The sequence below is a fragment of the Streptomyces sp. NPDC026417 genome (genome assembly GCF_055567695.1).
This window is the reverse complement of record NZ_JBVHPY010000023.1, coordinates 53,837-77,556: the sequence shown is the minus strand read 5'-3', so window position 1 is coordinate 77,556 and position 23,720 is coordinate 53,837. Positions and strand designations below refer to the sequence as shown.

General features: G+C 73.4%; 22 protein-coding genes and 1 riboswitch. Of the genes, 11 read left to right on the top strand and 11 right to left on the bottom strand.

The annotated features are described in order from the left end of the window. Positions 1–151: 151 nt before the first annotated feature. Positions 152–661 carry a carboxymuconolactone decarboxylase family protein gene (locus ACZ4NT_RS30745; protein ID WP_121405595.1) on the bottom strand — a complete coding sequence of 170 codons (510 nt, stop codon included), beginning with the start codon at positions 659–661 and terminating at the stop codon, positions 152–154. 47 nt (positions 662–708) lie between these two features. Between ACZ4NT_RS30745 and pdxR the strand changes: the two genes are divergently transcribed. Then, positions 709–2,145: a MocR-like pyridoxine biosynthesis transcription factor PdxR gene (pdxR, locus tag ACZ4NT_RS30740; protein WP_467728442.1), complete on the top strand. Its 1,437-nt coding sequence runs from the start codon at positions 709–711 to the stop codon at positions 2,143–2,145. A 196-nt stretch (positions 2,146–2,341) separates the two neighbouring features. On the opposite strand, the gene ACZ4NT_RS30735 is transcribed toward pdxR, so the two are convergent. Further along, complete coding sequence (locus tag ACZ4NT_RS30735; protein ID WP_467728462.1) at positions 2,342–3,190, bottom strand: DMT family protein; 849 nt, start codon at positions 3,188–3,190, stop codon at positions 2,342–2,344. A 68-nt stretch (positions 3,191–3,258) separates the two neighbouring features. Further along, entirely contained in the window at positions 3,259–4,473 is a 1,215-nt protein-coding gene (gene rocD, locus ACZ4NT_RS30730; protein WP_121405597.1) for an ornithine--oxo-acid transaminase, read from the bottom strand. A 138-nt stretch (positions 4,474–4,611) separates the two neighbouring features. Further along, positions 4,612–4,693: riboswitch (ZMP/ZTP riboswitch) on the top strand. 117 nt (positions 4,694–4,810) lie between these two features. Between rocD and ACZ4NT_RS30725 the strand changes: the two genes are divergently transcribed. The 3 genes from ACZ4NT_RS30725 to ACZ4NT_RS30715 all read left to right on the top strand — a co-directional run bounded on the left by ACZ4NT_RS30725 (position 4,811) and on the right by ACZ4NT_RS30715 (position 8,525). Continuing rightward, positions 4,811–6,256, top strand: coding sequence for a glycine hydroxymethyltransferase (locus ACZ4NT_RS30725; RefSeq protein ID WP_467728441.1), 1,446 nt, complete (start codon positions 4,811–4,813; stop codon positions 6,254–6,256). Between the two features lie 521 nt (positions 6,257–6,777). After that, positions 6,778–7,788: a tryptophan--tRNA ligase gene (gene trpS / locus ACZ4NT_RS30720; RefSeq protein WP_121405599.1), complete on the top strand. Its 1,011-nt coding sequence runs from the start codon at positions 6,778–6,780 to the stop codon at positions 7,786–7,788. A gap of 152 nt (positions 7,789–7,940) precedes the next feature. Then, a complete protein-coding gene (locus ACZ4NT_RS30715) occupies positions 7,941–8,525 on the top strand; it encodes a 2'-5' RNA ligase family protein (RefSeq protein WP_121405600.1) in 585 nt (194 codons plus the stop codon). Between the two features lie 49 nt (positions 8,526–8,574). Here the strand turns inward: ACZ4NT_RS30715 and ACZ4NT_RS30710 are convergent, their stop codons facing one another. Further along, a complete protein-coding gene (locus ACZ4NT_RS30710; RefSeq protein ID WP_121405601.1) occupies positions 8,575–9,330 on the bottom strand; it encodes a decaprenylphospho-beta-D-erythro-pentofuranosid-2-ulose 2-reductase in 756 nt (251 codons plus the stop codon). 106 nt (positions 9,331–9,436) lie between these two features. Beyond that, a complete protein-coding gene (locus ACZ4NT_RS30705; protein WP_121405602.1) occupies positions 9,437–10,810 on the bottom strand; it encodes an FAD-binding oxidoreductase in 1,374 nt (457 codons plus the stop codon). A gap of 142 nt (positions 10,811–10,952) precedes the next feature. On the opposite strand from ACZ4NT_RS30705, the gene ACZ4NT_RS30700 reads away from it, so the two are divergent. The 4 genes from ACZ4NT_RS30700 to ACZ4NT_RS30685 all read left to right on the top strand — a co-directional run bounded on the left by ACZ4NT_RS30700 (position 10,953) and on the right by ACZ4NT_RS30685 (position 13,808). Further along, a complete protein-coding gene (locus tag ACZ4NT_RS30700; RefSeq protein WP_183116983.1) occupies positions 10,953–11,477 on the top strand; it encodes a phosphatase PAP2 family protein in 525 nt (174 codons plus the stop codon). Further along, positions 11,474–12,415 carry a decaprenyl-phosphate phosphoribosyltransferase gene (locus tag ACZ4NT_RS30695; protein ID WP_467728440.1) on the top strand — a complete coding sequence of 314 codons (942 nt, stop codon included), beginning with the start codon at positions 11,474–11,476 and terminating at the stop codon, positions 12,413–12,415. The genes ACZ4NT_RS30700 and ACZ4NT_RS30695 overlap by 4 nt, the downstream gene beginning before the upstream one ends. Positions 12,416–12,492: 77 nt before the next feature. Further along, positions 12,493–12,906, top strand: a complete 414-nt coding sequence (locus tag ACZ4NT_RS30690; RefSeq protein WP_121406395.1) for a GtrA family protein — start codon at positions 12,493–12,495, stop codon at positions 12,904–12,906. After that, positions 12,894–13,808 carry a YihY/virulence factor BrkB family protein gene (locus tag ACZ4NT_RS30685; protein WP_121405604.1) on the top strand — a complete coding sequence of 305 codons (915 nt, stop codon included), beginning with the start codon at positions 12,894–12,896 and terminating at the stop codon, positions 13,806–13,808. Before ACZ4NT_RS30690 ends, ACZ4NT_RS30685 begins: the two co-directional genes overlap by 13 nt. On the opposite strand, the gene ACZ4NT_RS30680 is transcribed toward ACZ4NT_RS30685, so the two are convergent. Then, positions 13,756–15,066, bottom strand: a complete 1,311-nt coding sequence (locus ACZ4NT_RS30680; protein WP_467728439.1) for a D-alanyl-D-alanine carboxypeptidase family protein — start codon at positions 15,064–15,066, stop codon at positions 13,756–13,758. The two genes, ACZ4NT_RS30685 and ACZ4NT_RS30680, sit on opposite strands and share 53 nt — an antisense overlap. 91 nt (positions 15,067–15,157) lie before the next feature. Between ACZ4NT_RS30680 and ACZ4NT_RS30675 the strand changes: the two genes are divergently transcribed. Together ACZ4NT_RS30675 and ACZ4NT_RS30670 are read left to right on the top strand one after the other, a co-directional pair. Next, the gene (locus ACZ4NT_RS30675; protein ID WP_467728438.1) at positions 15,158–15,400 is read left to right on the top strand and encodes an SCO4848 family membrane protein; all 243 of its coding nucleotides are present in this window, start codon (positions 15,158–15,160) and stop codon (positions 15,398–15,400) included. 63 nt (positions 15,401–15,463) lie between these two features. Beyond that, the gene (locus tag ACZ4NT_RS30670; protein ID WP_467728437.1) at positions 15,464–16,903 is read left to right on the top strand and encodes a metallophosphoesterase; all 1,440 of its coding nucleotides are present in this window, start codon (positions 15,464–15,466) and stop codon (positions 16,901–16,903) included. 49 nt (positions 16,904–16,952) lie between these two features. Here ACZ4NT_RS30670 and ACZ4NT_RS30665 read toward each other — a convergent pair whose 3' ends face one another. Further along, entirely contained in the window at positions 16,953–18,416 is a 1,464-nt protein-coding gene (locus tag ACZ4NT_RS30665; protein ID WP_467728436.1) for a sensor histidine kinase, read from the bottom strand. Then, positions 18,416–19,132: a response regulator transcription factor gene (locus ACZ4NT_RS30660; RefSeq protein WP_121405607.1), complete on the bottom strand. Its 717-nt coding sequence runs from the start codon at positions 19,130–19,132 to the stop codon at positions 18,416–18,418. Before ACZ4NT_RS30660 ends, ACZ4NT_RS30665 begins: the two co-directional genes overlap by 1 nt. Before the next feature lie 157 nt (positions 19,133–19,289). On the opposite strand from ACZ4NT_RS30660, the gene ACZ4NT_RS30655 reads away from it, so the two are divergent. Continuing rightward, a complete protein-coding gene (locus ACZ4NT_RS30655; protein WP_467728461.1) occupies positions 19,290–21,701 on the top strand; it encodes an MMPL family transporter in 2,412 nt (803 codons plus the stop codon). A gap of 171 nt (positions 21,702–21,872) precedes the next feature. On the opposite strand, the gene ACZ4NT_RS30650 is transcribed toward ACZ4NT_RS30655, so the two are convergent. The 3 genes from ACZ4NT_RS30650 to ACZ4NT_RS30640 are packed head-to-tail and all read right to left on the bottom strand — an operon-like array spanning position 21,873 to position 23,634. After that, the gene (locus ACZ4NT_RS30650; RefSeq protein ID WP_467728435.1) at positions 21,873–22,694 is read right to left on the bottom strand and encodes a TetR/AcrR family transcriptional regulator; all 822 of its coding nucleotides are present in this window, start codon (positions 22,692–22,694) and stop codon (positions 21,873–21,875) included. 11 nt (positions 22,695–22,705) lie between these two features. After that, complete coding sequence (locus ACZ4NT_RS30645) at positions 22,706–23,230, bottom strand: thiol-disulfide oxidoreductase DCC family protein (protein ID WP_467728434.1); 525 nt, start codon at positions 23,228–23,230, stop codon at positions 22,706–22,708. Beyond that, entirely contained in the window at positions 23,227–23,634 is a 408-nt protein-coding gene (locus tag ACZ4NT_RS30640; protein ID WP_121405610.1) for a hypothetical protein, read from the bottom strand. The genes ACZ4NT_RS30645 and ACZ4NT_RS30640 overlap by 4 nt, the downstream gene beginning before the upstream one ends. Between the last annotated feature and the right edge of the window lie 86 nt (positions 23,635–23,720).

Below are 23,720 nucleotides of genomic sequence, written 5' to 3'. Positions count from 1 at the left end.
GCCTTCAAGCAGCTGCGCGCGGCGGTCGAGGAGCTGGACCCCCCCCCCCCCCCCCCCGACCCCCCCCCCCCCCCCCCCCCCCCCCCCCCCCCCCCCCCCCCCCCCCCCCCCCCCCCCCCCCCCCCCCCCCCCCCCCCCCCCCCCCGGCCCGCTACGCGTACTGGCCCGCCTCGTAGTGGCCGGGCACGAGCCGGCAGGTCACGCCGAACCGGTTCCAGGCGTTGATCACCGTGATCGCGGCGATCAGCTGCGCCAGTTCGGTCTCCTCGAAGTGCTCGGCGGCCGTCGCGTAGACCTCGTCCGGCACGAACCCGCCCGTCAGCACGGTCACCGCCTCGGTGAGCGCGAGCGCCGCGAGCTCCTTCTCCGTGTAGAAGTGCCTCGACTCCTCCCACGCGCTGAGCTGCACGACGCGCTCCACGCTCTCACCCGCGGCCAGCGCGTCCTTGGTGTGCATGTCCAGGCAGAACGCGCAGTGGTTGAGCTGCGAGGCGCGGATCTTCACCAGCTCCAGGAGGAGCGGGTCCAGCCCCCGCCGGGCCGCCGCGTCGAGCTTGACCATGGCCTTGTAGACATCGGGCGCCAGCTTCGCCCACTCCAGCCGCGGGCCCTCCTCGGCGGCGTACGCGGTGGTCGTCGCGGTGTTCTCGTTCGTCGTCATGTGCTCGACCCTACGAGCGCAGTAGCCCACGGGTATGGTCCATTTCCATGGCGAAACAGTGGGCCACTTCGGACCGGCCGGACGACCCGCAGGCGTCCCTCCCGGGGGCCGCGCTCGGCGTCGACCTGCACCTGGAGCGGTCCGGGACCGGCGTGAGGCGGGGGCTGACCGACGCCTTGCGCGAGGCGGTCCGCGGCGGCCGGCTGGCCCCGGGCACCCGCCTGCCCTCCTCCCGCTCCCTCGCCGCAGACCTGGGCATCGCCCGCAACACGGTCGCCGACGCGTACGCAGATCTCGTCGCCGAGGGCTGGCTCACCGCCCGCCAGGGCTCGGGGACCCGCGTGGCGCAGCGGACGGTCCCGCAGCCCGCGCCGGGGGCGGCGCCCCCCGGACGCCGGACCGGGCGGCCCGCCTACGACCTCGTCCCCGGAACCCCCGACCTGGCCTCCTTCCCGCGCGCCGAGTGGCTCAAGGCGGCCCGCCGGGCGCTGGCCGCCGCGCCGCACGACGCCCTCGGCTACCCCGACCCGCGCGGCCGGGTGGAACTGCGCACCGCCCTCGCCGGTTACCTCTCCCGGGCCCGCGGCGTACGCGCCGACCCGGACCGCATCGTCATCTGCGCCGGCTTCTCGGACGGCCTGGCGCTGCTCGGCACGGTGCTGCGGCAGCGGGGTCTGCGGACTCTCGCCGTCGAGTCGTACGGCCTCGACGTCCACTGGAACCTGCTGCACCGGGCGGGCCTCGGCACCGTGCCCCTGCCCTTCGACGAACTGGGCACCCGTCCGGGCGATCCGGCCGGTGCGCGGGCGGTCCTGCTGACGCCCGCGCACCAGTTCCCGATGGGAGTGCCCCTCCACCCGGACCGGCGGGCGGCGGTCGTGGACCGGGCCCGGCGCACCGGCCACCTGATCCTGGAGGACGACTACGACGGCGAGTTCCGCTACGACCGCCAGCCGGTCGGCGCCCTGCAGGGCCTCGCGCCGGACCAGGTGGTGTACATGGGCACCGCCAGCAAGTCGCTGGCCCCCGGGCTGCGCCTCGGCTGGCTGGTGCTGCCCCCGTCGTGGGCGGCGGAGGTCCTGTCGGTGAAGAACGGCACGGGGCGGTCCTCCGGCGTGCTGGACCAGCTCACCCTGGCCGAGTTCATCACGTCCGGTGCGTACGACCGCCAGGTCCGCGCCGCCCGCCTCCGCCACCGGCGCCGGCGGGACGCGCTGGTCGCCGCGCTGGCCGCCCGCGCCCCCGAGGTGCGCGCCACCGGCATCGCGGCGGGCCTGCACGCGGTTCTCCGGCTGCCGCCCGGCACCGAACAGGCGGTGGTCCGCGCCGCGGCCTGGCAGGGCCTGGCCGTTCACGGCCTCTCCCGCCACCGCCATCCCGACGCCGTGACCGACCCCCTCGACGCCCTCGTCGTCGGCTACGGCACACCCCCGGACCACGCCTGGGCGGGCGCGCTGGACGCCCTGTGCCGCGCCCTGCCGTAGCGCTTCCCGCGGCCGCGCCCGTGGCGGCGGGGCCCAGGGGGTGTCGCCGGGATCGGCTCGGATCAGGCCGCGGCGCCGGGTCGGTGCCTCGCAAGGCGGAGCACGACCCGCGCACCGGGCGTACTCGGGTGGTGCGACAACGCGGCGAGGTGCCGTGCCGGGCGCCGCCGACCCGGGGTGATCCGAACGACACCTCCTACTCCCGGGCGTCGACCGGCTGCGCCTCCTCCGGCGCCGGTGCCTCTCCGAACCGCGCCAGTGCCAGCGCCCCCGCGACCGCCACCAGGAACCCGAGGACCGCCAGCCAGGCCAGGCCCTCCCGGGTCCGGTCGCCCAGCCAGATCACCCCCACCAGTGCGGGGCCGATGGTCTCGCCGACGACCATCCCGGCCGTCGCCGTGGTCACCGAGCCGCGCTGCAGGGCAGAGGTGAGCAGCAGGAACGCGGCCCCTCCCCCCAGCAGCAGCGCGTACGTCGCCGGGTTCGCGACCAGCGCCCCCGGGGACAGGTCGTCGATGAGACGGACGGCCACCTCGACCACGCCGAAACCGAGACCGGCACCCAGTCCGAGGGTCAGCGCCCGGCCCCGCTCGGGCAGCCGCCCGGCCAGCGCGCCCGCGAGCAGCACGGCCACCGCGGTGCCGAGCATCGCGTACGCCAACGCCGTCGAACCGGCCTTCTCCCCTTCCGTGCCGGCCGACAGACCCAGCATGGCCAGCCCCGCGCACACCACCCAGACGGCGCCCCACTCGACCCGGCTCAGCCGGGCGTCCAGCAGCCGTGCGGCGACCACCGCCGTCACCGCGAGACTCGCCGCGAGGGCCGCCCCCACCGCGTAGATGGGGATCGACCGCAGCGCGGCGACCTGCAGCAGGAAGCCGAGACCGTCGAGCGCCAGACCGGCGAGATACCGCCACTGCCGCAGCGCCCGCAGCAGCAGCGCCGCGTCGCCCCCGGGCCCGTCGCCCGCCGCCGCCCGCGCGGCGATCGCCTGCAGCACCGTCGCCGTACCGAAGCAGACCGCCGCACCGAGGGCACACAACATTCCGAAGAGCACGAAACGACCCTAAGGGCGGCGCGGGCCGCAGACGGCCGACGTGGCGGCCACACCCCCTAGACGCCCAGAACGGCGCGCAGTTGGGCGAGTCCCCAGTCCAGGTCCTCCTTGGAGACGACCAGCGGCGGCGCGATCCGGATGGTGGCGCCGTGGGTGTCCTTGACCAGGACCCCACGGTCCATCAGCTTCTCGGACACCTCCCGGCCCGTGCCGTGGCCGGGGGCGATGTCGACGCCGGCCCACAGCCCGCGCCCGCGGACCGCTGTCACCCGGCCCGTGTCCGCCAACAGGCCCAGCTCCCGGTGCAGATGGTCCCCCAGCTCCGCCGCCCGCCGCTGGTACTCGCCCGACCGCAGCATGGCGATCACCTCCAGGGCCACCGCGCAGGCGAGGGGGTTCCCGCCGAACGTCGACCCGTGCTCCCCGGGACGGAACACCCCGAGCACCTCGCGGCTCGACACCACGGCCGACACGGGCACCACCCCGCCGCCCAGCGCCTTGCCGAGCACGTACACGTCCGGCACGACCCCCTCGTGCTCGCAGGCGAAGGTCCTCCCGGTCCGGCCCAGCCCCGACTGGATCTCGTCCGCGACGAAGAGCACGTTCCGCTCGCGCGTCAGCTCCCGTACACCCCGCAGGTAGCCGGCCGGGGGCACGAGTACCCCCGCCTCGCCCTGGATGGGCTCCAGCAGCACGGCGACCGTGTCCTCGGTGACCGCCGCGCGCAGCGCCGCGAGATCCCCGTACGGCACGATGTCGAAGCCCGGGGTGTAGGGCCCGAAGTCCGCCCGCGCCTCGGTGTCGGTCGAGAAGCTGACGATCGTGGTGGTCCGTCCGTGGAAGTTGTCGCCCGCGACCACGATCCTGGCCCGCCCGTCCGGGACCCCCTTCACCCGGTAGCCCCACTTCCTGGCCGTCTTCACCGCCGTCTCCACCGCCTCCGCCCCGGTGTTCATGGGCAGCACCAGCTCCATGCCGCACAGCCGGGCCAGCTCCTCGCAGAACGCGGCGAACCGGTCGTGGTGGAACGCCCGCGAGGTGAGCGTCACCCGCTCCAGCTGCGCCCGGGCCGCGTCGATCAGCCGGCGGTTGCCGTGCCCGAAGTTGAGCGCCGAGTACCCGGCCAGCAGGTCGAGGAAGCGGCGGCCCTCGACATCGGTCATCCAGGCGCCGTCCGCCGTGGCCACGACGACCGGCAGCGGGTCGTAGGTGTGCGCGCTGTGCGCCTCGGCCGAGGCGATGAACGCCTGCGTGGTCTCCGCAGCGGTCACGGGGGCTCCGTTTCGTACGACAGAGGGGGAGGAGGGGGTGCGGGGGAGGAGTCCGGTGGAGGGCTGTGACCTCTTTTTCTATCGTCGCTCGCATGGTGGACCGGGGAACCCCGTGATCCGGCGCGCCCGGTAGGCTGGCCGACGGGCCGTGACTGGCGCGCTGGGATGGGACCGACCATCGGGGAGCGGCCCGTGCCGTGATCTGCCGGGGGCCGTCCCCGGACCCCGGGCCCGACGACTCAGGGCCGAGGGGCCCGGACGTCCACGGGCGGGCACGGACACCGAGTGCCGTGCGCCTGGGCCGAACCGTGATCGAACGCCACGACCGGAGGCCGTCATGCCAGAGCCCCTCTCCACCGAGTCCACCGCCTTCCGCAGCGCCCTCGACGTGATCCGGGCCGTGGAGCCCCGGGTCGCCGACGCCATCGGCCAGGAGGTCGCCGACCAGCGCGAGATGCTCAAGCTGATCGCCTCCGAGAACTACGCCTCCCCGGCCACCCTGCTGGCCATGGGCAACTGGTTCAGCGACAAGTACGCCGAGGGCACCGTCGGCCGCCGCTTCTACGCCGGCTGCCGCAACGTCGACACCGTCGAGTCCCTGGCCGCCGAGCACGCCCGCGAGCTCTTCGGCGCCCGCCACGCCTACGTCCAGCCGCACTCCGGCATCGACGCCAACCTGGTCGCCTTCTGGGCCGTCCTCGGCGCCCGAGTCGAGGTGCCCTTCCTGGAGAAGACCGGTGTCCGCCAGATCAACGACCTGACCGACGCCGACTGGGCCGAGCTGCGCGCCGCGTTCGGCAACCAGCGGATGCTCGGCATGTCCCTCGACGCCGGCGGCCACCTCACCCACGGCTTCCGCCCGAACATCTCCGGCAAGATGTTCGACCAGCGCTCGTACGGCACCGATCCGGCCACCGGCGTCATCGACTACGAGGCCCTGCGCGCCTCCGCCCGTGAGTTCAAGCCGCTGATCATCGTCGCCGGCTACTCCGCCTATCCGCGCCTGGTGAACTTCCGGATCATGCGGGAGATCGCCGACGAGGTCGGCGCGACGCTGATGGTCGACATGGCGCACTTCGCGGGTCTCGTCGCCGGCAAGGTCCTCACCGGCGACTTCGACCCGGTGCCGCACGCCCAGATCGTCACCACCACCACGCACAAGTCGCTGCGCGGCCCGCGCGGCGGCATGGTGCTGTGCGACGACTCCCTCAAGGACCAGGTCGACCGCGGCTGCCCGATGGTCCTCGGCGGTCCCCTCCCGCACGTGATGGCCGCGAAGGCGGTCGCGCTCGCCGAGGCCCGCCGCCCCGAGTTCCGCGACTACGCGCGCGCCGTCGTCGACAACTCCCGCGCCCTCGCCGAGGGGCTGATGCGCCGGGGCGCCACCCTGGTCACCGGCGGCACCGACAACCACCTGAACCTGATCGACGTCGCCTCCTCCCACGGCCTCACCGGCCGCCAGGCCGAGACGGCGCTGCTGGATTCGGGCATCGTCACCAACCGCAACGCCATCCCCGCCGACCCCAACGGCGCCTGGTACACCTCCGGTATCCGCATCGGCACGCCCGCGCTGACCACCCGTGGTCTGGGCACGGCCGAGATGGACGAGGTCGCCGGGCTGATCGACCGCGTCCTCACGGCCGCCGAGCCCGGCACCACGGCCAAGGGCGCCCCGTCCAAGGCGCAGCACGTGCTCGATCCGAAGATCGCGGACGAGATCTCCCACCGGGCCACCGACCTGCTGGCGGGCTTCCCGCTGTACCCGGAGATCGACCTCGGCTGACGCGGAGGCCGTGGCGGCCGGTTCGCCGGCCCCTCGGTCTCCCTGTCCTGCCGTCTCGCGACGAGGGGGGGAGGGCCGGGTCCGGGTTTTTTCGCCCCCTCCGCCCCTTCCTGTCCCGTCCCGGGGGCTGCGCCCCCGGACCCCCCATCGCGCTCCGCGCTCGTCCTCAAACGCCGGACGGGCTGTTCGGGCCGCGCTCCGTGCTTGTCCTGAAGCGCCGGACGGGCTGTGTGGGGGGGGCGTGCTCTCTGCTTGTCCGCAGGGGGCCTGAGGGGCCGTTGACGTCGGGGCGGGTGTGTTCCTCGTCTCATCGGCGGATCGCGCCGCGCCGCGTCCGCGTCGCCGGGACACCCGGCCCGCCTCCCGTGTCCGCGCGGGTGGGACGCACCGACGGCAACGGATCGTTTCGCGTCTCCTCCCGACCAGTTCCTGACCGGGTCCCGGTACCTGAGAGAATGGTGGACATGGCCTCTGACCGCCCGCCCGTCACCCACCACCGCCCTCAGGGGGATGGCTCCGCCATGCAGCGTCGTCCGCGCGTGCTCTCCGGAATCCAGCCCACCGCGGGCTCGTTCCACCTCGGCAACTACCTCGGCGCCGTGCGCCAGTGGGTGGCCCTGCAGGAGTCCCACGACGCGTTCTACATGGTCGTCGACCTGCACGCGATCACTGTTCCGCAGGAGCCCGCGGCCCTGCGCGCCAACACCCGGCTCGCCGCGGCCCAGCTGCTCGCCGCCGGGCTCGACCCGGACCGCTGCACGCTCTTCGTGCAGAGCCACGTCCCGGAGCACGCCCAGCTCGCCTGGATCATGAACTGCCTCACCGGCTTCGGCGAGGCGAGCCGCATGACCCAGTTCAAGGACAAGTCCGCCCGGCAGGGCGCCGAGCGGGCCTCCGTCGGCCTCTTCACGTACCCGGTGCTGCAGGTCGCGGACATCCTGCTCTACCAGGCCAACGAGGTACCGGTCGGCGAGGACCAGCGCCAGCACATCGAGCTCACGCGCGACCTGGCCGAGCGCTTCAACGGCCGCTTCGGCGAGACGTTCACGGTCCCCAAGCCGTACATCCTCAAGGAGACGGCGAAGATCTTCGATCTCCAGGACCCGACGATCAAGATGAGCAAGTCGGCCTCCACCCCGAAGGGCCTCATCAACCTGCTCGACGAGCCGAAGGCGACGGCCAAGAAGGTCAAGAGCGCGGTCACCGACACGGACACGGTGGTCCGGTACGACCCCGAGCACAAGCCGGGTGTCAGCAACCTGCTGACCGTCTACTCCACGCTCACCGGAGCCGGTATCGCGGATCTGGAGCAGAAGTACGCCGGCAAGGGCTACGGTGCGCTGAAGACGGACCTGGCCGAGGTCATGGTCGACTTCGTGACGCCGTTCCGGGAGCGCACCCAGCAGTACCTGGACGACCCGGAGACGCTCGACTCGATCCTGGCCAAGGGGGCCGAGAAGGCCCGCGCCGTCGCCGCGGAGACGCTCTCCCAGGCGTACGACCGGGTCGGTTTCCTGCCGGCCAAGCACTGAGCGCGGGGCCCGCCGGCCGGCCGTCGTCCCGGACGACATCCGGTAACGGGCCGCACCGCCGTACAGTCGATAGCTGAAGGAGCGGCCACCCCTGCCCGGGAGGCCACGACGGAACGACAAGACAACCGACCCGACCGACGACAGGAGACGACGTGGGGACCGTAACGATCGGCGTGTCGATCGCGGTCCCGGAGCCTCACGGCAGCCTGCTCCAGGAGCGGCGCGCGGGCTTCGGCGACCCCGCGGCTTGCGGCATCCCCACGCACGTCACCCTGCTGCCGCCGACCGAGGTGGAGGCCTCGGCGCTGCCCGCGATCGAGGGACACCTCGTCGAGGTCGCGGCGGCCGGCCGGCCCTTCCCGATGCGGCTCTCGGGCACGGGCACCTTCCGGCCCCTGTCGCCCGTGGTCTACGTCCGGGTGGTGGAGGGCGCCGAGGCCTGCAGCCGGCTGCAGCAGCAGGTCCGCGAGCCCTCCGGCCCCGTCGCCCGCGAGCTGCAGTTCCCGTACCACCCGCACGTCACGGTGGCCCACGGCATCGACGACGCGGCGATGGACCGGGCGTACGAGGAACTGTCCGCGTACGCGGCCGAGTGGCCGTGCACCGGCTTCGCGCTCTACGAACAGGGCGCCGACGGCGTCTGGCGCAAGCTGCGCGACTTCGCCTTCGGCGGCGCGGTGGTGCCCCCGCAGGCCGGCGCGCCCGCTCAGCGCGACACCACGCTGCCGGCCCGCTGACCGCCGTCGCGGCGCCGCGCGGAAGCCCGCGCGGCACGCGCGGCGGCCGTCAGACCGGCAGCCGCCGGAACACCGCCCGGGGCACGTGCCGCAGCGCGGACATCACCAGCCGCAGTGCCCCCGGCACCCATACGGTCTCCGAGCGCCGCCGCAGCCCGGTCTCGACGGCCAGCGCGACCGCTTCGGGCGTGGTCGCCAGCGGCGCCTCCGTCAGTCCGGCCGTCATCCGGGTACGGACGAAGCCCGGCCGGACGACCATCACGTGCACGCCCGTGCCGTGCAGCGCGTCGCCCAGGCCCTGCGCGAAGGCGTCCAGCCCGGCCTTGCTCGACCCGTAGATGAAGTTGGCGCGCCTGGCGCGCTCCCCGGCCACCGAGGACAGCACCACCAGTGAGCCGTGCCCCTGCGTCTGCAGGGCCCGCGCGCTCACCAGCCCCGCCGAGACCGCGCCGGTGTAGTTGGTCTGCGCGACCCGCACCGCGGCGGCGGGCTCGTTCTCGTCGCGTGCCTGGTTGCCCAGGACGCCGAAGGCGAGCAGCACCATGTCGATGTCCCCCTCGGCGAACACCTTGCCGAGGACGGTCTCGTGGGACTCGGGGTCCAGCGCGTCGAAGGCGACGGTGCGCACGTCCGCGCCGAGGTCCCGCAGCTGCGCCGCCGCGCTGTCCAGGGCCGGGGAGGGGCGGGCGGCCAGCCACACCGTGCGGGTGCGGCGGGTGATCAGCCGGCGGGCCGTGGCGAGCGCGATCTCCGACGTGCCGCCGAGGATCAGCAGGGACTGGGGGAGACCGAAGGCGTCCTTCATGACAACCACTCCTAAGGGCGGGCCGGCGAGCGGCTCGTGGGGCACGGGCGGGGAACAGCGCTGTCAGGGGGCGTGCGGGGCACGCCGGTGCGGAGGGGCGTGCAGGTCAGAGGCCGAGCCGGCGGGACAGGTCCGAGGTGAAGACGCCGCGGGGGTCCAGCTCCGCGCGCAAGGCCCGGAAGTCCGCCAGCCGCGGGTACATCCCGTCCAGCAGCTCCGGCCGCAGCCGGGAGTCCTTCGCCAGGTAGACGCGTCCGTCGGCGGCGGCCACCTCCTCGTCCAGCTCGTCGAGGAAGGCGCCGAGGCCGGGCAGGTTCGCGGGGATGTCCAGGGCGAGGGTCCAGCCGGGCAGGGGGAAGGACAGCCAGCCCGGGTCTCCCTCTCCGAACCGCTTGAGCACGGCGAGGAAGGACGGGCAGCGGCGCTCCGAGATGCGCTCCACGATCCGGCGCAGGGCCTCCTCCTTCCCGTATCCGACGACGAACTGGTACTGCACGAAGCCGCCGCGCCCGTAGATCCGGTTCCAGTGCGGGACTCCGTCGAGCGGGTGGAAGAAGGTGGCGATCCTCTGCAGCTCGCCGGTCCGCGAGCGGGGCGCCCTGCGGTACCAGAGCTCGTTGAACAGGCCCACCGTCGTACGCCCGAGGAGTCCCTCCGGTACGAAGGCGGGGGCGGCCGGGAGGCGTCCGGGGCGGAACTCCAGCGGATGCCGGCGCGCCCGGTCGGGGAGCGCGCCGAGCGGCGCGTGGTCGCCGCGGGTCAGCACCGAGCGGCCCAGGGCCGCGCCCCGGGCGAGCAGGTCGATCCAGGCGACCGAGTACCGGTAGCGGTGGTCGGTCGCGGTGAGACGGGCCATCAGGTCGTCGAGATCGTCCGCCCGTTCGGTGTCGACCGTCATCAGCGAGGTCTCGACGGGCTGCAGCCGGACGGCCGCGGTGAGGATCACCCCGGTGAGGCCCATGCCGCCGGTGGTGGCGTCGAAGAGGGGCGTGCCGCGGGTCACCGTTCGGATCTCGCCGTCGGCGGTGAGCAGTTCGAAGGAGAGGACGTGGCGGGAGAAGGACCCGGACACGTGGTGGTTCTTGCCGTGGATGTCCGCGCCGATCGCGCCGCCGACCGTCACGTAGCGGGTGCCGGGCGAGACGGGGACGAACCAGCCGAGCGGGAGCAGCACCTCCATCAGCCGGTGCAGGCTCACCCCGGCGTCGCAGAGCACCGTCCCGCCCGTCGTGCCGTCGGCCGCGGTGGCGGTCGCGTCGATGGCGTGGACGCGGTCCAGGCCCGTCATGTCGAGCACGGCGCCGCCCGCGTTCTGCGCGGCGTCCCCGTACGCCCGCCCCAGCCCCCGCGCGATGCTGCCGCGGGTCCCGCACTCCCGGACGGCGGCGACCGCCTCCTCGTAGCTGCGCGGGCGGACCAGTCGGGCGGCGGTCGGGGCGGTGCGGCCCCAACCCGTGACGGAGACGGTGTCGGAAGGCATGCCCGTGACCGTATCGCCGGAATGGGTGCATAACGCCGTAATCAGTGCGGCCCTCACGGCTCCTCACCGAAATGGGTGATTAATGGGATGTCGTCCAAGATTGCCGTAATTCTGGGGCCACTCCCTAGAAGAGTGAGACCACATGGACGACCTTGACGACATGGACCGTCGGCTCGACGACATGGACCGTCGGCTGCTGTCGGCTCTCCACGGATGCGGAGCGGATCCGCGCGTGGCGGCCGTCGCGCGCGCTCTGTCCTGGACCGGGGAGCACGGCGCGCTGTGGCTCGCGGCGGGGCTCGTGGGGGCGGCGGCCGACCGGGACCGGCGGGGCGCCTGGCTGCGCGGCACGGCGCTGACCGCGACCGCGCACCTGGCCAGCATGGGGGTGAAGCGGCTGGTGCGGCGCCCACGCCCCGGGCACCTCGAACCACTGGTCCGCACCGCCGGCCGGCACTCCTTCCCCAGCTCGCACGCCACGTCGGCAGCGGCCGCCGCGGTCGCCTACGGAGCGCTCGGGGCCCCGGTGGTCGCCCCCCTCGCCGCGGCGATGTGCGTCTCCCGGATGGTCGTCGGCGTCCACTACCCCTCCGACGTCGCCGCCGGCGCCGCCCTGGGCGCGCTCACGGCCCGGCTCGGCGCCCGCTGGATGGAGGCGGGACGATGACCGAGCGCACCGCGGTCCTGCCCGCCCCGAGCGTCTCCCCGCCGGCCGTCGAGCGCGGCAGCGTCGCCCTCGGCCTGCTGCGGACCGCACGTCCCCGCCAGTGGGTGAAGAACGTCCTGGTCGTGGCCGCGCCGGCCGCCGCCGGCGAGCTCTTCTCCCGCCACGCGCTGACTCGGACCGGCCTCGTCTTCCTGCTGTTCACGGCCAGCGCCGCCGCCGTGTACCTGGTCAACGACGCCCGGGACGCCGCCGCCGACCGGGCCCATCCGGTCAAGCGGCACCGCCCGGTCGCCGCCGGCCAGGTCCCGGTCCCGCTCGCGTACGCCGTCGGAGGAGCCCTCGGCGTCCTCGCCCCGGTCCTCGCGGCCTGGCTGTGCTCGCCGCTCACCTCGGCCCTGCTGACCGCCTACCTCGGCATGCAACTGGCGTACTGCGTCAGCCTCAAGCACGTCCTGGTCGTCGACCTCGCCGTCGTCACCACCGGCTTCCTGATGCGCGCGATGATCGGCGGGCTGGCCCTCGGAATCCCGCTGTCGCGCTGGTTCCTGATCACCACGGGCTTCGGCGCGCTGTTCATGGTGGCCGCCAAGCGCTACTCCGAGGCCGTGCAGATGGCCGGGAAGGCCGGCGCGACCCGCGCCCTGCTCACCGAGTACACCACCGGCTACCTCCGGTTCGTCTGGCAACTGGCCGCCGGCGTCGCCGTCCTCGGCTACTGCCTGTGGGCCCTGGAGGAGGGCGGGGTGGCGAGCACCAGCGTGCTGCCGTGGCGGCAGCTGTCGATGGTCGCCTTCATCCTCGCGGTCCTGCGCTACGCGGTCTTCGCCGACCGGGGCACGGCGGGCGAACCCGAGGACGTGGTCCTGCACGACCGCGCGCTCGCCCTCATCGGGCTGGTGTGGCTGGCGATGTACGGCCTCGCCGTCGCGAACTGGTGAGCGTCGCCGAGGGGTCCACGGCGTGCGGGCCCGCGAGCGGCGACCGGCCGGCCGTCCCGGGCCGCGCGCGCCCCTTCCTGCGGGAACTGCTCGGCTTCGCCGTCGTCGGGGGCTTCGCCTACGCGGCCGACCTCGCCGTCTTCGTCTGGCTGCGCGGCCCCGCGGGCCTCGACCCGCTGACGGCCAAGGCGCTCTCGTTCGCCGCCGGATGCTCGGTGGCGTACGCGGGCAACGCGCTCGGCACGTACCGGCACACGGGGGCGCGGGGACTGCGCCGGTACGCCGTGTTCCTCGCGGTGAACATCGCGGGGGCCCTCGTGCAACTGCTCTGCATCGCCGTCAGCCACTACGGCCTCGGCCTCACCTCCCCCCGCGCGGACACCGTCTCCGGAGCGGGGGTCGGCATGGCACTGGCCACGGTCCTGCGTTTCTGGGGTACCCGGACATGGGTGTTCCGAGGTGAGGGCAGAGGCGGATCATGGACTGGCTGAAGAAGCTCCCGGGGATCGGCCCGCTCGTCGCGCGACTGATGGAGACGCACGCGTGGCGGTCGTACGAACGTCTTGACCGGGTGAAGTGGACACGCCTCGCGGCGGCCATGACGTTCATCAGCTTCGTGGCGCTCTTCCCGCTGCTCACGGTCTCCGCCGCGATCGCGGCGGCCACGGTCAGCCCCGAGCAGCAGAAGGAGCTCCAGGACAAGATCGCCGAGCAGATCCCGGGCATCGCCGACCAGCTCGACATCAACGGCCTGGTGCAGAACGCCGGCACGGTCGGCGTCATCGCCGGTGCCCTGCTGCTGGTCACCGGCATCGGCTGGGTCGGCTCCATGCGGGAGTGCCTGCGCGCCGTCTGGGAGCTGGACGATACGGAGGAGAACCCGGTCCTGCGCAAACTCAAGGACGGCGGCGTGCTGATCGGCCTCGGCGGAGCCGTCCTCGCCACGCTCGCCGCGTCCACGCTCGCCTCGGCCCTGGTGGGCTGGACGGCCGACGGGCTCGGCCTGGACGAGGGCGGCTGGGGCAGCGTGCTGCTGCACATCGCCGCGTTCCTCGTCGCCGTCCTCGCCGACTTCCTGCTCCTGCTGTACGTGCTGACGCTGCTGCCCGGCGTGGAACCGACCCGGCACCGGCTGCTGGTGGCCGCGCTGACCGGCGCCGTCGGCTTCGAACTGCTCAAGCTGCTGCTCAGCGGCTACATCCAGGGCGTCGCGGCGAAGAGCATGTACGGCGCCTTCGGAGTGCCCGTCGCGCTGCTGCTGTGGATCAACTTCACCTCGAAACTCGTGCTGTTCTGCGCCGCGTGGACGGCGACGCCGAGCCGCGCGGCACCCGGCGAGGTCAGCGGCGCGTCCGCCGGCGCACCAGATCCGGCAGCGGCCACCGGCGGTTGACCACGAAGACCGCCCCCGCGAGCAGCACCAGCAGCCCGCCCGTGACGGCCAGCGCGGTCGCGATCCCGCTCGTCCCGCCCTTGTCGGAGGAGGCCGCCACGGGCTTCGTGGAGGCACCGTCCTGTGCGGAGGCGGACGGGTTCGACCCCGGCTGCGCCGTCGCCTCCGCGCTCTTCGGCGGGACCAGCTCGCCCACCGGCTCGACCTTGCCCGCCGCCCGGAAACCCCAGTCGAAGAGCCGGGCGGTCTCCTTGTAGACCTCGTTGTGCTCGTCCTTCTTCGGGTTCAGGACGGTGACGAGCAGCACCTTGCCGTCGCGCTCGGCGACCCCGGTGAACGTGGCCCCGGCGTTGCTCGTGTTGCCGTTCTTCACCCCCGCGATGCCCTGGTACGGCGTGACGTCGCTGTCACCCGCCAGCAGCCGGTTGGTGTTCTGGATCTCGAAGGACTCGCGGGACTTCTTGCCCTTCTTGTTCTTCGTCGTCGCGCCGGGGAAGGACGCCCGCACCGTCGAGCAGTACTCCCGGAAGTCCTTCTTCTGCAGGCCCGAGCGGGCGATCAGGGTGAGGTCGTACGCCGACGACACCTGGCCCTTCTCGTCGTAGCCGTCGGGGCTCACCACGTGGGTGTCCCGGGCCTGGAGCTCCTCGGCGTGCGCCTGCATGTCCTCGACCGTCCGGGCGACGCCGTGGTTCATCGCCGACAGGACGTGCACGGCGTCGTTGCCGGAGCGCAGGAAGACACCGAGCCACAGGTCGTGGACCGAGTACGTCTCGCCCTCCTTTATCCCGACCATGCTGGAGCCGGCACCGATGCCCGCCAGGTCGGACGCCGCGACCCGGTGCTTCTGGGTCTTGGGGAACTTCGGCAGCACGGTGTCCGCGAAGAGCATCTTCAGAGTGCTCGCCGGGGGCAGCTTCCAGTGCGCGTTGTGCGCGGCCAGGACATCGCCGGACTCCGCGTCCGCGACGATCCAGGAGCGGGCGGTGACGTCCTTGGGCAGCACCGGGGCACCGCTGCCGAGGTTCACCTGCGTGCCCGCCTGCCCGAGACGGGCACCGCCCACGGTGGACATGCCCGCCGGGGGCGCGTCGGACGGCTCCGCGGACGGTTCGGTGGACGGAGAGGCGGCCGGTGTCGCCGTCGGGGTCGCGTCGGCGAGGGCCGGCGCCGCGAGCGAGAGGGACAGGGAGAACGACAACAGGGCGGCGGAAGCGACCGGCAGGCGATGCCTGGCGATCTTTCTCGAGGCGGGCACGGTCGAGAAAGTACAGGGCCGCGCGCTGGAAGTCCCGCCACCCTCCCCACCCCGGCCGCGGTGTCCGATCGACGGCGTTGATACTGAACTCATGAAGCTCAGCCGCCCCGTCTCCTGGTTCCTGCTCGCCTTCGGGGTGTGGAGCTGGGTCATCTGGATCACTTTCGTCAAGAATCTCGTCAAGGACGGCAGCGGGCTCGCCTTCGACGACGCGGGCGACCCGACGGCGTACTTCTGGGTGCACCTGGCTCTCGCCGTCGTCTCCTTTGTCTTGGGGACGATCGTCGGAGCCATCGGGTTGCGCGGTCTGCGCGCCTTGCGCCCCACGCCATAGGCACCCGGGCATCGCGCCGTTCACGGCACATCGGACATACGGAACTGCGGGGAAAGCGGCGTCATGGTCATCGTCTTCGTGCTGGTCGGGCTGGCCGTCCTGGCCGCGTTCGGCGCGCTGCACTGGTACGCGTGGCGCCGACTGGTCCGCGACACCACGAGGGGCCCCGGCCCCGCCCGCCGCATCGGCACGGCGGTGATCGTCGCCGGCCCCGTGCTGATGTTCGCCGCGCTGGCCGCCGAGCGGGGCGGCGCGCCCTTCCTGCTCCAGCAGGTCCTGGCCTGGCCGGGGTTCCTGTGGATGGCACTGTCGCTCTACCTCCTGCTGGCGCTGGTGGCGGGTGAGTTCGTCCGGCCCCTGGTCCGGCGGCTGGCGGAGCGCGGTGCACCCGCACGGCCGGCCGCCGGCGGCCGGGCGTCCGGGACGCAGCCGGCAGCCGGAGACCGGACGTCACCTCAGCAGCCGTCCGCACGTGCGGACGCCGGGGACGCGGCCGCGGCCGGGCCGGGCGTCACGGACCCGGCCGCCGCCGAGCCCGCGGCGGTCGGCGGGCCGGGTTCGCGCCGCGGCGCCCTGTCCCGCTGCGGCGCGGGATCGGAGCCCGGGCCGGCGGAGGCCGCCCCCGCCGACGGGCCCACGGCCGCCGAGGAGCGCGCCGGTGCCGCCGGCACGGGCGCCCCCTCCCGGCGGCTGTTCGTCTCCCGCGTGGTCGGCGGCGCCGTGGCCGCCGCCGCCGTGGGGACCGTGGGGTACGGGACGTACGGCGTCCTGCGCGGCCCCGCCGTCAAGCGGGTCACCGTGCCGCTGGCCAGACTGCCGCGCGCCGCCCACGGATTCCGGATCGCCGTGGTCAGCGACATCCACCTCGGCCCCGTTCTCGGCCGGGACTTCTGCGCCCGCGTCGTCGACACGATCAACGCCACGCAGCCCGACCTGATCGCCGTCGTCGGCGATCTGGTCGACGGCAGCGTCAAGGACCTCGGACCGGCCGCCGCACCCCTGGTCCGCCTCCGCGCGCGCCACGGTGCCTACTTCGTCACCGGCAACCACGAGTACTTCTCCGGGGCGGAGCAGTGGGTCCGCGAGGTGCGGGAACTGGGCCTGCATCCGCTGGAGAACGCACGGACCGAGCTGGCCGGATTCGACCTCGCGGGCGTCAACGACGTGCAGGGCGAGAGCGAGGGGCAGGGGCCCGACTTCGCCAAGGCGCTCGGGGACCGGGACCCGGCACGCGCGTGCGTCCTCCTCGCCCACCAGCCGGTCCAGATCCACGAGGCCGTCGAGCACGGCGTCGACCTGCAGCTCTCCGGTCACACACACGGCGGTCAGCTCTGGCCCGGCAAGTTCGTCGCCGACCTCGCCAACCCGACGGTCGCGGGCCTGGAGCGGTACGGCGACACCCAGCTCTTCGTCTCCCGGGGCGCGGGCGCCTGGGGACCGCCGGTCCGCGTGGGCGCCCCCTCCGACATCACCGTCGTGGAGCTGGCGTCGAAGCAGGCGTGACCCGGACGGCCGCGGGTGCGCCACGGCCGTGCCCGATCCGGACGACACCCTAGGCGGGGGCGGGCTCCGGGTCCGGCGGGTCCTGGGAGCAGGCCGGCAGCGTCACCGTCACGGCCAGCCCCTCGCCCGGCGCCGTGCGCACCGTCACCTCGCCGCCGTGGGCCGCCACCACCCCCTGCACGATGGCCATCCCGAGACCGCTGCCCGGCGCCGCACCTGCCCGGAAGAAGCGGTCGAAGACACGGGCGGCGTCGTCCTCCGCGAGCCCCGGCCCCCGGTCGGCGACGCACAGGCGCACCGCCCCGCCCGCCCGCTCCAGGCCGAGCCGCACCGGCACCTCGGCGGGTGTGTGGGTCCGTACGTTGCCCACCAGGTTGCCGAGGACCTGGCGCAGCCCCGACTCGTCGGCGTGCACCAGGACCGTGCCCTCGGCGGCCACGGTGACCGGCCGCTCCGGCTGCTGGGCCCGCAGGTCCTCGGCCGCGTCCCGCACCAGGGCACTCAAGTCGACGTCCCGGAAGCGCAGTTCGGGCCGCTGGTCCAGGCGGGCCAGGGTCAGGAGTTCGTCGACCAGCCGGCCCATGCGGTCGGCCTCCGTGTTCACCCGCTGCCAGGCGCGGGCACGCTCCTCGGGATCGCGCAGCATCCCCCTGTCGTACAGCTGGAGATAGCCCCGGATCGCGGACAGCGGGGTGCGCAGCTCGTGCGAGGCGTCCCCGACGAAGCGGCGCAGCTGCGCCGCGCTGCGCTCACGCGTCCGGTAGGCCGACTCGACCTGGTGGAGCATCGAGTTGAGGGCGAGCCGCAGCTGCTCGACCTCCTGCGTCGGATGGTGGCTCGACGGGACGCGCCGCGTCAGGTCACCCTCGGCGATCGCCGTCGAGGTCTCCACCATGGCCTCCAGCGGCCGCATCCGGCGGCTCACGCTGATCATCGTCAGCACCGCGAGCAGCGCCAGCAGCAGGGTGCCGAAGGCCAGGTCGAGCTTGAGCGCCTTCCGGATGCCCTTGTGCAGTCCGTCGGTGGAGGTGGCCAGCAGTACGAACGAGCCGTCGGCCAGTCGCGCCCCGGTCGCCCGGTAGGGAGCGCCGTGCACGGTGACGTCGTGCGGCTCGGTGTCGGCGGCGAGGCCGCCCGGGTCGGCGACGGCGGCGGCCAGGTCCCGCTGGCTGCCGGTGGGAGCGAAGCCGCCGATGGCGACGGGCTCGCCCCGGCGGTCCACCGCCGCGAAGATCGCGTCCGGCTCGGGCGACTCGTCTGTGTGCGGCAGGAGCTGGTCCCGCACGATCGCCAGCGCGCTCAACGAGTCGATCTGCCGCAGCGTCAGCCGTGAACTCCCCAGCGACGAACGGGTCTGGACGAGTTCCGCGTCGACCTGGTCGAGAAGGTAGTGCCGCATGCCCACCAGGCTCACCGCGGTGGCCATGACGATGCCCAGGGCCAGCAGCGCGACGTTCGCCGCCGTGAGCTTGGCGCGCAGCGAGCGGGTCCCGTGCCGCGAGCGCCGGATCATCAGGCGAGTCCGTACCCGACACCCCGCCGGGTGGTGATCACGGGCGCCCCGAGGGTGTCGAGCTTGCGCCGCAGATAGCTGATGTAGGTCTCCACGACCGTCGACTCCGGCGGGGTGTGCTCGTACTGCCAGACGTGGCGGAGGAGCTGCTCCTTCGGCACCACCCGTCCGCCGTTGCGGACCAGAAAACGCAGCAACGCGTACTCGGTGGGCGTGAGTTCGACCGTCCGGCCGGCGCGGTGGACGCAGTACGTCGACTCGTCCAGCTCCAGGTCGCCGTAGCGCAGCGGCGGACGCTGGGGCAGCACGTCGGCGGCGCGCGTCCGGCGCAGGACGGCCGTGATCCGGGCGATCACCTCGTCGATGTTGAACGGCTTGGTGATGTAGTCGTCGCCGAACCCCAGGGCGCCGACGATCTCGGCGGGCGCGTCCCGGGCGGTGAGGAAGACCAGCGCCAAGTCGGGCTGCCGGGACCGCAGTTCCCGGCCCAGTGCGCGGCCGTCGCCGTCCGGCAGCATCACGTCGAGCAGCGCCGCGTCGGGCCGGGTGCGCTCCGCGAGGGCGAGCGCCTCACGGACGGTGCCCGCGGTCATCACGACGAAACGGTGGTAGCGCAGGGCGATGGCCAGGACGTCCGCGATGCTCGGCTCGTCCTCCACGACGAGCACGGTCGCGCCCTCGTGGTCCGCCGCCGAAGCTCCCTCGTGACCGGTCATGCCCCCAGTATCCGCACACCCCCCGCTCACCGGGACGGCTGCCGCTTTGGAGTTCCTTGAGAGTCATGGAGGTGTCGTGTCGCCGGGCCCGCCTCCGCCGGAATGCTGGAGCCCAGGACCTGGGGGACCCGATGAAGGAGCGTAGAGCGTGACGACATTGGCACGGTGGTGCTACCGGCACCGGCTGGTGGTCCTGTTGCTGTGGGTGGGCGCCCTGTTCGGTCTCGGCGCGGCGGGTTCGGCCGCCGGGACCGACTACTCGAACGTCTTCTCCCTGCCGGACACGGACTCCAAGCGCGCGTACGACCTGATGGAGAAGGCGTTCCCGCAGAGCGCCGGGGACACCGACACGGTCGTCTGGAAGGTCGACGACGGGACGGTACGGGACCCCTCCGTACGGTCCCGGATCCAACCCGCCCTGGAGGAGATCGGGCGGATGGAGGGGGTCGGCCAGGTCTCCGGCCCGTACGGCGATGCCGGGGGCGCCGCCCGGATCAGCCGGGACGGGAAGATCGCCTACGCGCAGATCACCTTCGAGGAACAGGCGAACGCCGTCCCCAAGGAACTGGTGCAGGACGTCGTCGACCGTGCCCGGGACGCCGAACGCGACGGGCTGCGCGTGGAGTTGGGCGGCCAGGCGATCACCAGGATCCAGGAGCCGCCGACCGGCTTCGCCGAGGTCGTCGGCATCGCGGCCGCCGCCGTGGTCCTCTTCCTCGCCTTCGGCTCCCTCTTCGCGATGGTGCTGCCGATCGTCATCGCCGTCGCGGGCGTCGGCACCGGCCTCATGTCGACGACCCTGCTCAGCCATGTCACCGACGTGCCCGAAGTCGCGCCGCTGCTGGGCTCGTTGATCGGTCTGGGCGTCGGCATCGACTACGCGCTGTTCATCGTCACCCGGCACCGCCGCGGCATCCTGCGCGGCGCCGAACCCGAGGACGCGGCCGTCACCGCGCTCAACACCTCCGGCCGGGCGGTCCTGTTCGCGGGCGGCACGGTGTGCATCGCCCTGGCCGGCATGCTGGTGATGAACATGCGCTTCCTGGACGGCGTCGTCATCGCGACCTCGCTGACCGTGGTCCTGAGCGTCCTCGCGGCCACGACCCTGCTGCCCGCCCTCCTCGGCCTGCTCGGCACGAAGGTGCTCAGCCGCCGCCAGCGCCGCCGGCTCGCGGTCACGGGACCGGAGTCGCCCGAGGCGAGCGGCCTCGCGGCGCGCTGGTCGTCGTACGTCCAGCGCCGGCCGCGCTCGACCGCGCTGGTGGCCCTCGCGGTGATGGCCGCGCTCGCCGTACCCGTGCTGTCGCTGCGCCTGGGCACCAGCGACCAGGGCAACACTCCGGCGTCCACGACCACCCGGCAGGCCTACGACCTGCTCGCCGAGGGTTTCGGCCCCGGCTTCAACGGGCCGCTCCAGGTCGTCGTGGAGCGGGGCGACGCGTCCGGTCTGGTGGCGGCGATCCAGGCGACCGACGGTGTGGAGCAGGTGGCCGCGGCGCCGCCCGCCCGGGGCATCACCGTCATCCAGGTCGTCCCGAGCGAGTCACCGCAGTCCGAGCGGACCGACCGGCTCATCGACCGGCTGCGCGACGAGGTGATCCCCGAGTCCGGGGCCGAGGCCCACGTCGGCGGCGTGACGGCCGTCTTCAAGGACTTCGCGGCCGTGACCGGCGACCGGCTCCCGTACTTCGTCGCGACGATCATCGCGCTCGGCTTCCTGCTGCTGCTCGTCGCCTTCCGCTCCCTGGTGGTCCCGCTGACGGCGGCCCTGATGAACCTGATCGCGGCGGCCGCGTCGTTCGGCGTCCTGGTCGCGGTCTTCCAGTGGGGCTGGGGCGCGGAGGCACTCGGCTTCGGCAAGGAGGGCCCGATCACGTCCTTCCTGCCGGTCATCATGCTGTCGCTGCTGTTCGGGCTCTCCATGGACTACCAGGTGTTCCTGGTCAGCCGGATGCACGAGGAGTGGGTGCACACGCGGGACAACGCGCGAGCGGTCCGGGTGGGCCTCGCCGAGACCAGCCGGGTCATCAACTGCGCGGCCCTGATCATGATCTGCGTGTTCTCCGCGTTCGTGCTGAGCGGGGACACGGAGGGTGCGATGGCGGGCATCGGCCTGGCGGCAGCGGTCGCCCTGGACGCCTTCATCCTGCGTACGGCACTGGTGCCGGCGGCGATGCATCTGCTCGGGCGCTCGAACTGGTGGCTGCCGGCCGGCCTGGAGAAGCGGCTGCCGCACCTCGCGGTCGAGCCGCGGGAGGAGCCCGAGCCCACCCCGCCGGCCGCCGGGGGAGGGGCGACGGTCGTCCACGGCCTCGTCCGCGACGCCGACGGCGTCCCGGTCGACGGGGCGGTCCTCACGCTGCTCTCCAAGGGCGGACGCCGGCTGGACCGGGTGCATTCGCTGGCCGACGGCTCCTACATCGTCTCGGTGCCGGCGCCGGGCACGTATCTGCTGGCGGCGACCGCGTCCTCGTACGCCTCCCGGGCACGGCACGTGATCGTGACGGACGAGCCCCTGGTGTACGACGTCGAGCTGACGTCGTCGGACGAGGTGGACGCGGTCAACTAGGGGGTGCCGTGCCAGGCGTCGCGGAGCCGAGGGGATCCGCAAGGCACCCCTATGGGCGCAGGCCACCGCATCGAGGAGGGCGGTCGGGCGGGGCGGGGACTTGCAGGGGCCCCGTCCCCGCCCCCGGGGGTGGGCTCCCGCAGCCGTTGCCCGCCCCCGGTGCGGCTTGCGTCACTCCGCCTGGGGGCCGCCGGGGTCTTCCGCCCGCCGTCCCTTGGCCGCCGGGTCCGGCAGCACCCTGGTCATCCCCGGCAGGAAGTCGGTGAACAGCTCGTGCACCTCGTGGACGAGCGGCCGCAGCACCCGGAAGCGGGCCAGCGAGACACCGCGCGTGGTGAGCCGTGCCCCGCGCTCGGCGAGGCGGTAGCTGCGTTCGCGCCCCTCCGTGCGGTCGAAGACCCAATACAGGACGAGCCCCATCTGGGAGAGCCACATCAGCTCCGGCAGCACCTCCCGCAGCTCCTCCGGAACCTTCGCCTTCGAACCGTCGAGCACCTGCCGGTGCATGGCGATGGCCGCCTCGCGCGGGCCCTGCGACTCGGGGGAGAAGGGGCTGAGCGGACTGTCCGGATCGGCGGCGTTCTTGAAGAACTGCGCCGCGAACTCGTGGTACGGCTCCGCCACGTCCAGCCACGCCTTCAGCACCCCGGCGATCCGCGCCTCCAGGTCCTTCTCCCGCTCCAGGACGGGCCGCACCGCGTCCTGGTGCTCGACCCCGATCCGGTCGTAGAAGCCCTGGATCAGGTGCTCCTTGCCGGCGAAGTAGTAGTAGGCGTTGCCGACGGAGACCCCGGCCTCCTTGGCGATGGCCCGCATGGTCGTCTTGTCGTAGCCCCGCTCCTGGAACAGCCGCAGGGCCGTCTCCAGGATCAGGGCGCGGGTCTGCTCGCTCTTGGCGGGGCTCCGGTCGGGGTCCGCGGCGGAACTCCGGTCGGAGGTCCCGCCGGGAGCACGCGCCGCGTCGGAGCCGGGGCTGTCGTTCGCTGCTGACACGGGAACAGAGCCTAACGAGTGGCGCAGGCGCCGCTGTCACAGGCAGGCGGGGTGTAGATCCAGCCGGCCCGCGGGTCGTACGTCCATCCGTCGCTGCCGTAGTAGGTGCGGCCGCCCCACTCCTCGGCCCCGGCCCGGTGCGTGCGGCGCCATTGCGCGGCCGCCAGCATCGCGCCCTTGGCGAGCCGGGCCCCGGCCGGGGTGCTCAGCCGGTGGGCGAGCGGCCGGTGTTCGCGCAGCGCCCACAGGCAGACGACCCAGGCGGCGGAGCCGCGGTAGACCTGGCCGGAGTCCCCGATGACGGTGATCTCCTCCAGGGTGGTCCGGTGGTCGAGCGTCGGGAAGCGCCGACGTGCCTCCTCGGAGCCCGCCGGGACCAGCCGGAGCGGCACCAGTTGCGGCTGCCGCACCAGCCAGTCGCGCACGAAGGCGCACAGACCGCACCCGGCGTCGAACAGGACCGTGAGCCCGCGGACCGGGACGCGCGCGGCGTCCCGGCCCCGGCCGGCGGTGGCCGCCGGGTCCACCGCTCTCACACCCCGGCCGACGGAGCGACCCACTCCTGCGGCGGGACGGGCGGCAGCTGCTCCCGCTCCATCACGCCCCGGCGGCGGATCTTGTTCAGCACGAAGACGTTCCCCAGGTGCATCACCCCGAGCACCAGCAGCACCACGCCGAGCTTGGTCGACAGGGCCTCGAAGATCCCGCGGGCGTCCGCGATCTCGTCGTCCTGGTTCAGATAGAGGGCGACGAAGCCCAGGTTGACCAGGTAGAAGCCCACCACCAGCAGGTGGTTGACGGCTTCGGCGAGCTTCTCGTTCCCGTGCAGGACGTCGGCGAGGAAGATCCGCCCGTTGTGGCTGAGCGTGCGTGCCACCCAGACGGTCAGAGCGATGCTGACCAGCAGATAGATGACGTACGCGACGACCGTGAGGTCCATGTCCCCACCCCTTCTTGAACGCGTTCAAAACGCTGTCGAGAACGAATGTAGACCTCCTTTTGAACATGTTCAAGTCAGGGGCGGCG

What these genes read in the sequence shown, in the direction of transcription:
- ACZ4NT_RS30710 (WP_121405601.1), bottom strand. Translation starts at nt 9,330, where the DNA reads ATGAAGGACGCCTTCGGTCTCCCCCAGTCCCTGCTGATCCTCGGCGGC.
- ACZ4NT_RS30685 (WP_121405604.1), top strand. Translation starts at nt 12,894, where the DNA reads ATGGACTGGCTGAAGAAGCTCCCGGGGATCGGCCCGCTCGTCGCGCGA.
- ACZ4NT_RS30735 (WP_467728462.1), bottom strand. Translation starts at nt 3,190, where the DNA reads ATGTTGTGTGCCCTCGGTGCGGCGGTCTGCTTCGGTACGGCGACGGTG.
- ACZ4NT_RS30660 (WP_121405607.1), bottom strand. Translation starts at nt 19,132, where the DNA reads ATGACCGGTCACGAGGGAGCTTCGGCGGCGGACCACGAGGGCGCGACC.
- ACZ4NT_RS30725 (WP_467728441.1), top strand. Translation starts at nt 4,811, where the DNA reads ATGCCAGAGCCCCTCTCCACCGAGTCCACCGCCTTCCGCAGCGCCCTC.
- ACZ4NT_RS30700 (WP_183116983.1), top strand. Translation starts at nt 10,953, where the DNA reads ATGGACGACCTTGACGACATGGACCGTCGGCTCGACGACATGGACCGT.
- ACZ4NT_RS30640 (WP_121405610.1), bottom strand. Translation starts at nt 23,634, where the DNA reads ATGGACCTCACGGTCGTCGCGTACGTCATCTATCTGCTGGTCAGCATC.
- ACZ4NT_RS30670 (WP_467728437.1), top strand. Translation starts at nt 15,464, where the DNA reads ATGGTCATCGTCTTCGTGCTGGTCGGGCTGGCCGTCCTGGCCGCGTTC.
- ACZ4NT_RS30745 (WP_121405595.1), bottom strand. Translation starts at nt 661, where the DNA reads ATGACGACGAACGAGAACACCGCGACGACCACCGCGTACGCCGCCGAG.
- ACZ4NT_RS30695 (WP_467728440.1), top strand. Translation starts at nt 11,474, where the DNA reads ATGACCGAGCGCACCGCGGTCCTGCCCGCCCCGAGCGTCTCCCCGCCG.
- ACZ4NT_RS30675 (WP_467728438.1), top strand. Translation starts at nt 15,158, where the DNA reads ATGAAGCTCAGCCGCCCCGTCTCCTGGTTCCTGCTCGCCTTCGGGGTG.
- ACZ4NT_RS30665 (WP_467728436.1), bottom strand. Translation starts at nt 18,416, where the DNA reads ATGATCCGGCGCTCGCGGCACGGGACCCGCTCGCTGCGCGCCAAGCTC.
- ACZ4NT_RS30705 (WP_121405602.1), bottom strand. Translation starts at nt 10,810, where the DNA reads ATGCCTTCCGACACCGTCTCCGTCACGGGTTGGGGCCGCACCGCCCCG.
- trpS (WP_121405599.1), top strand. Translation starts at nt 6,778, where the DNA reads ATGCAGCGTCGTCCGCGCGTGCTCTCCGGAATCCAGCCCACCGCGGGC.
- pdxR (WP_467728442.1), top strand. Translation starts at nt 709, where the DNA reads ATGGCGAAACAGTGGGCCACTTCGGACCGGCCGGACGACCCGCAGGCG.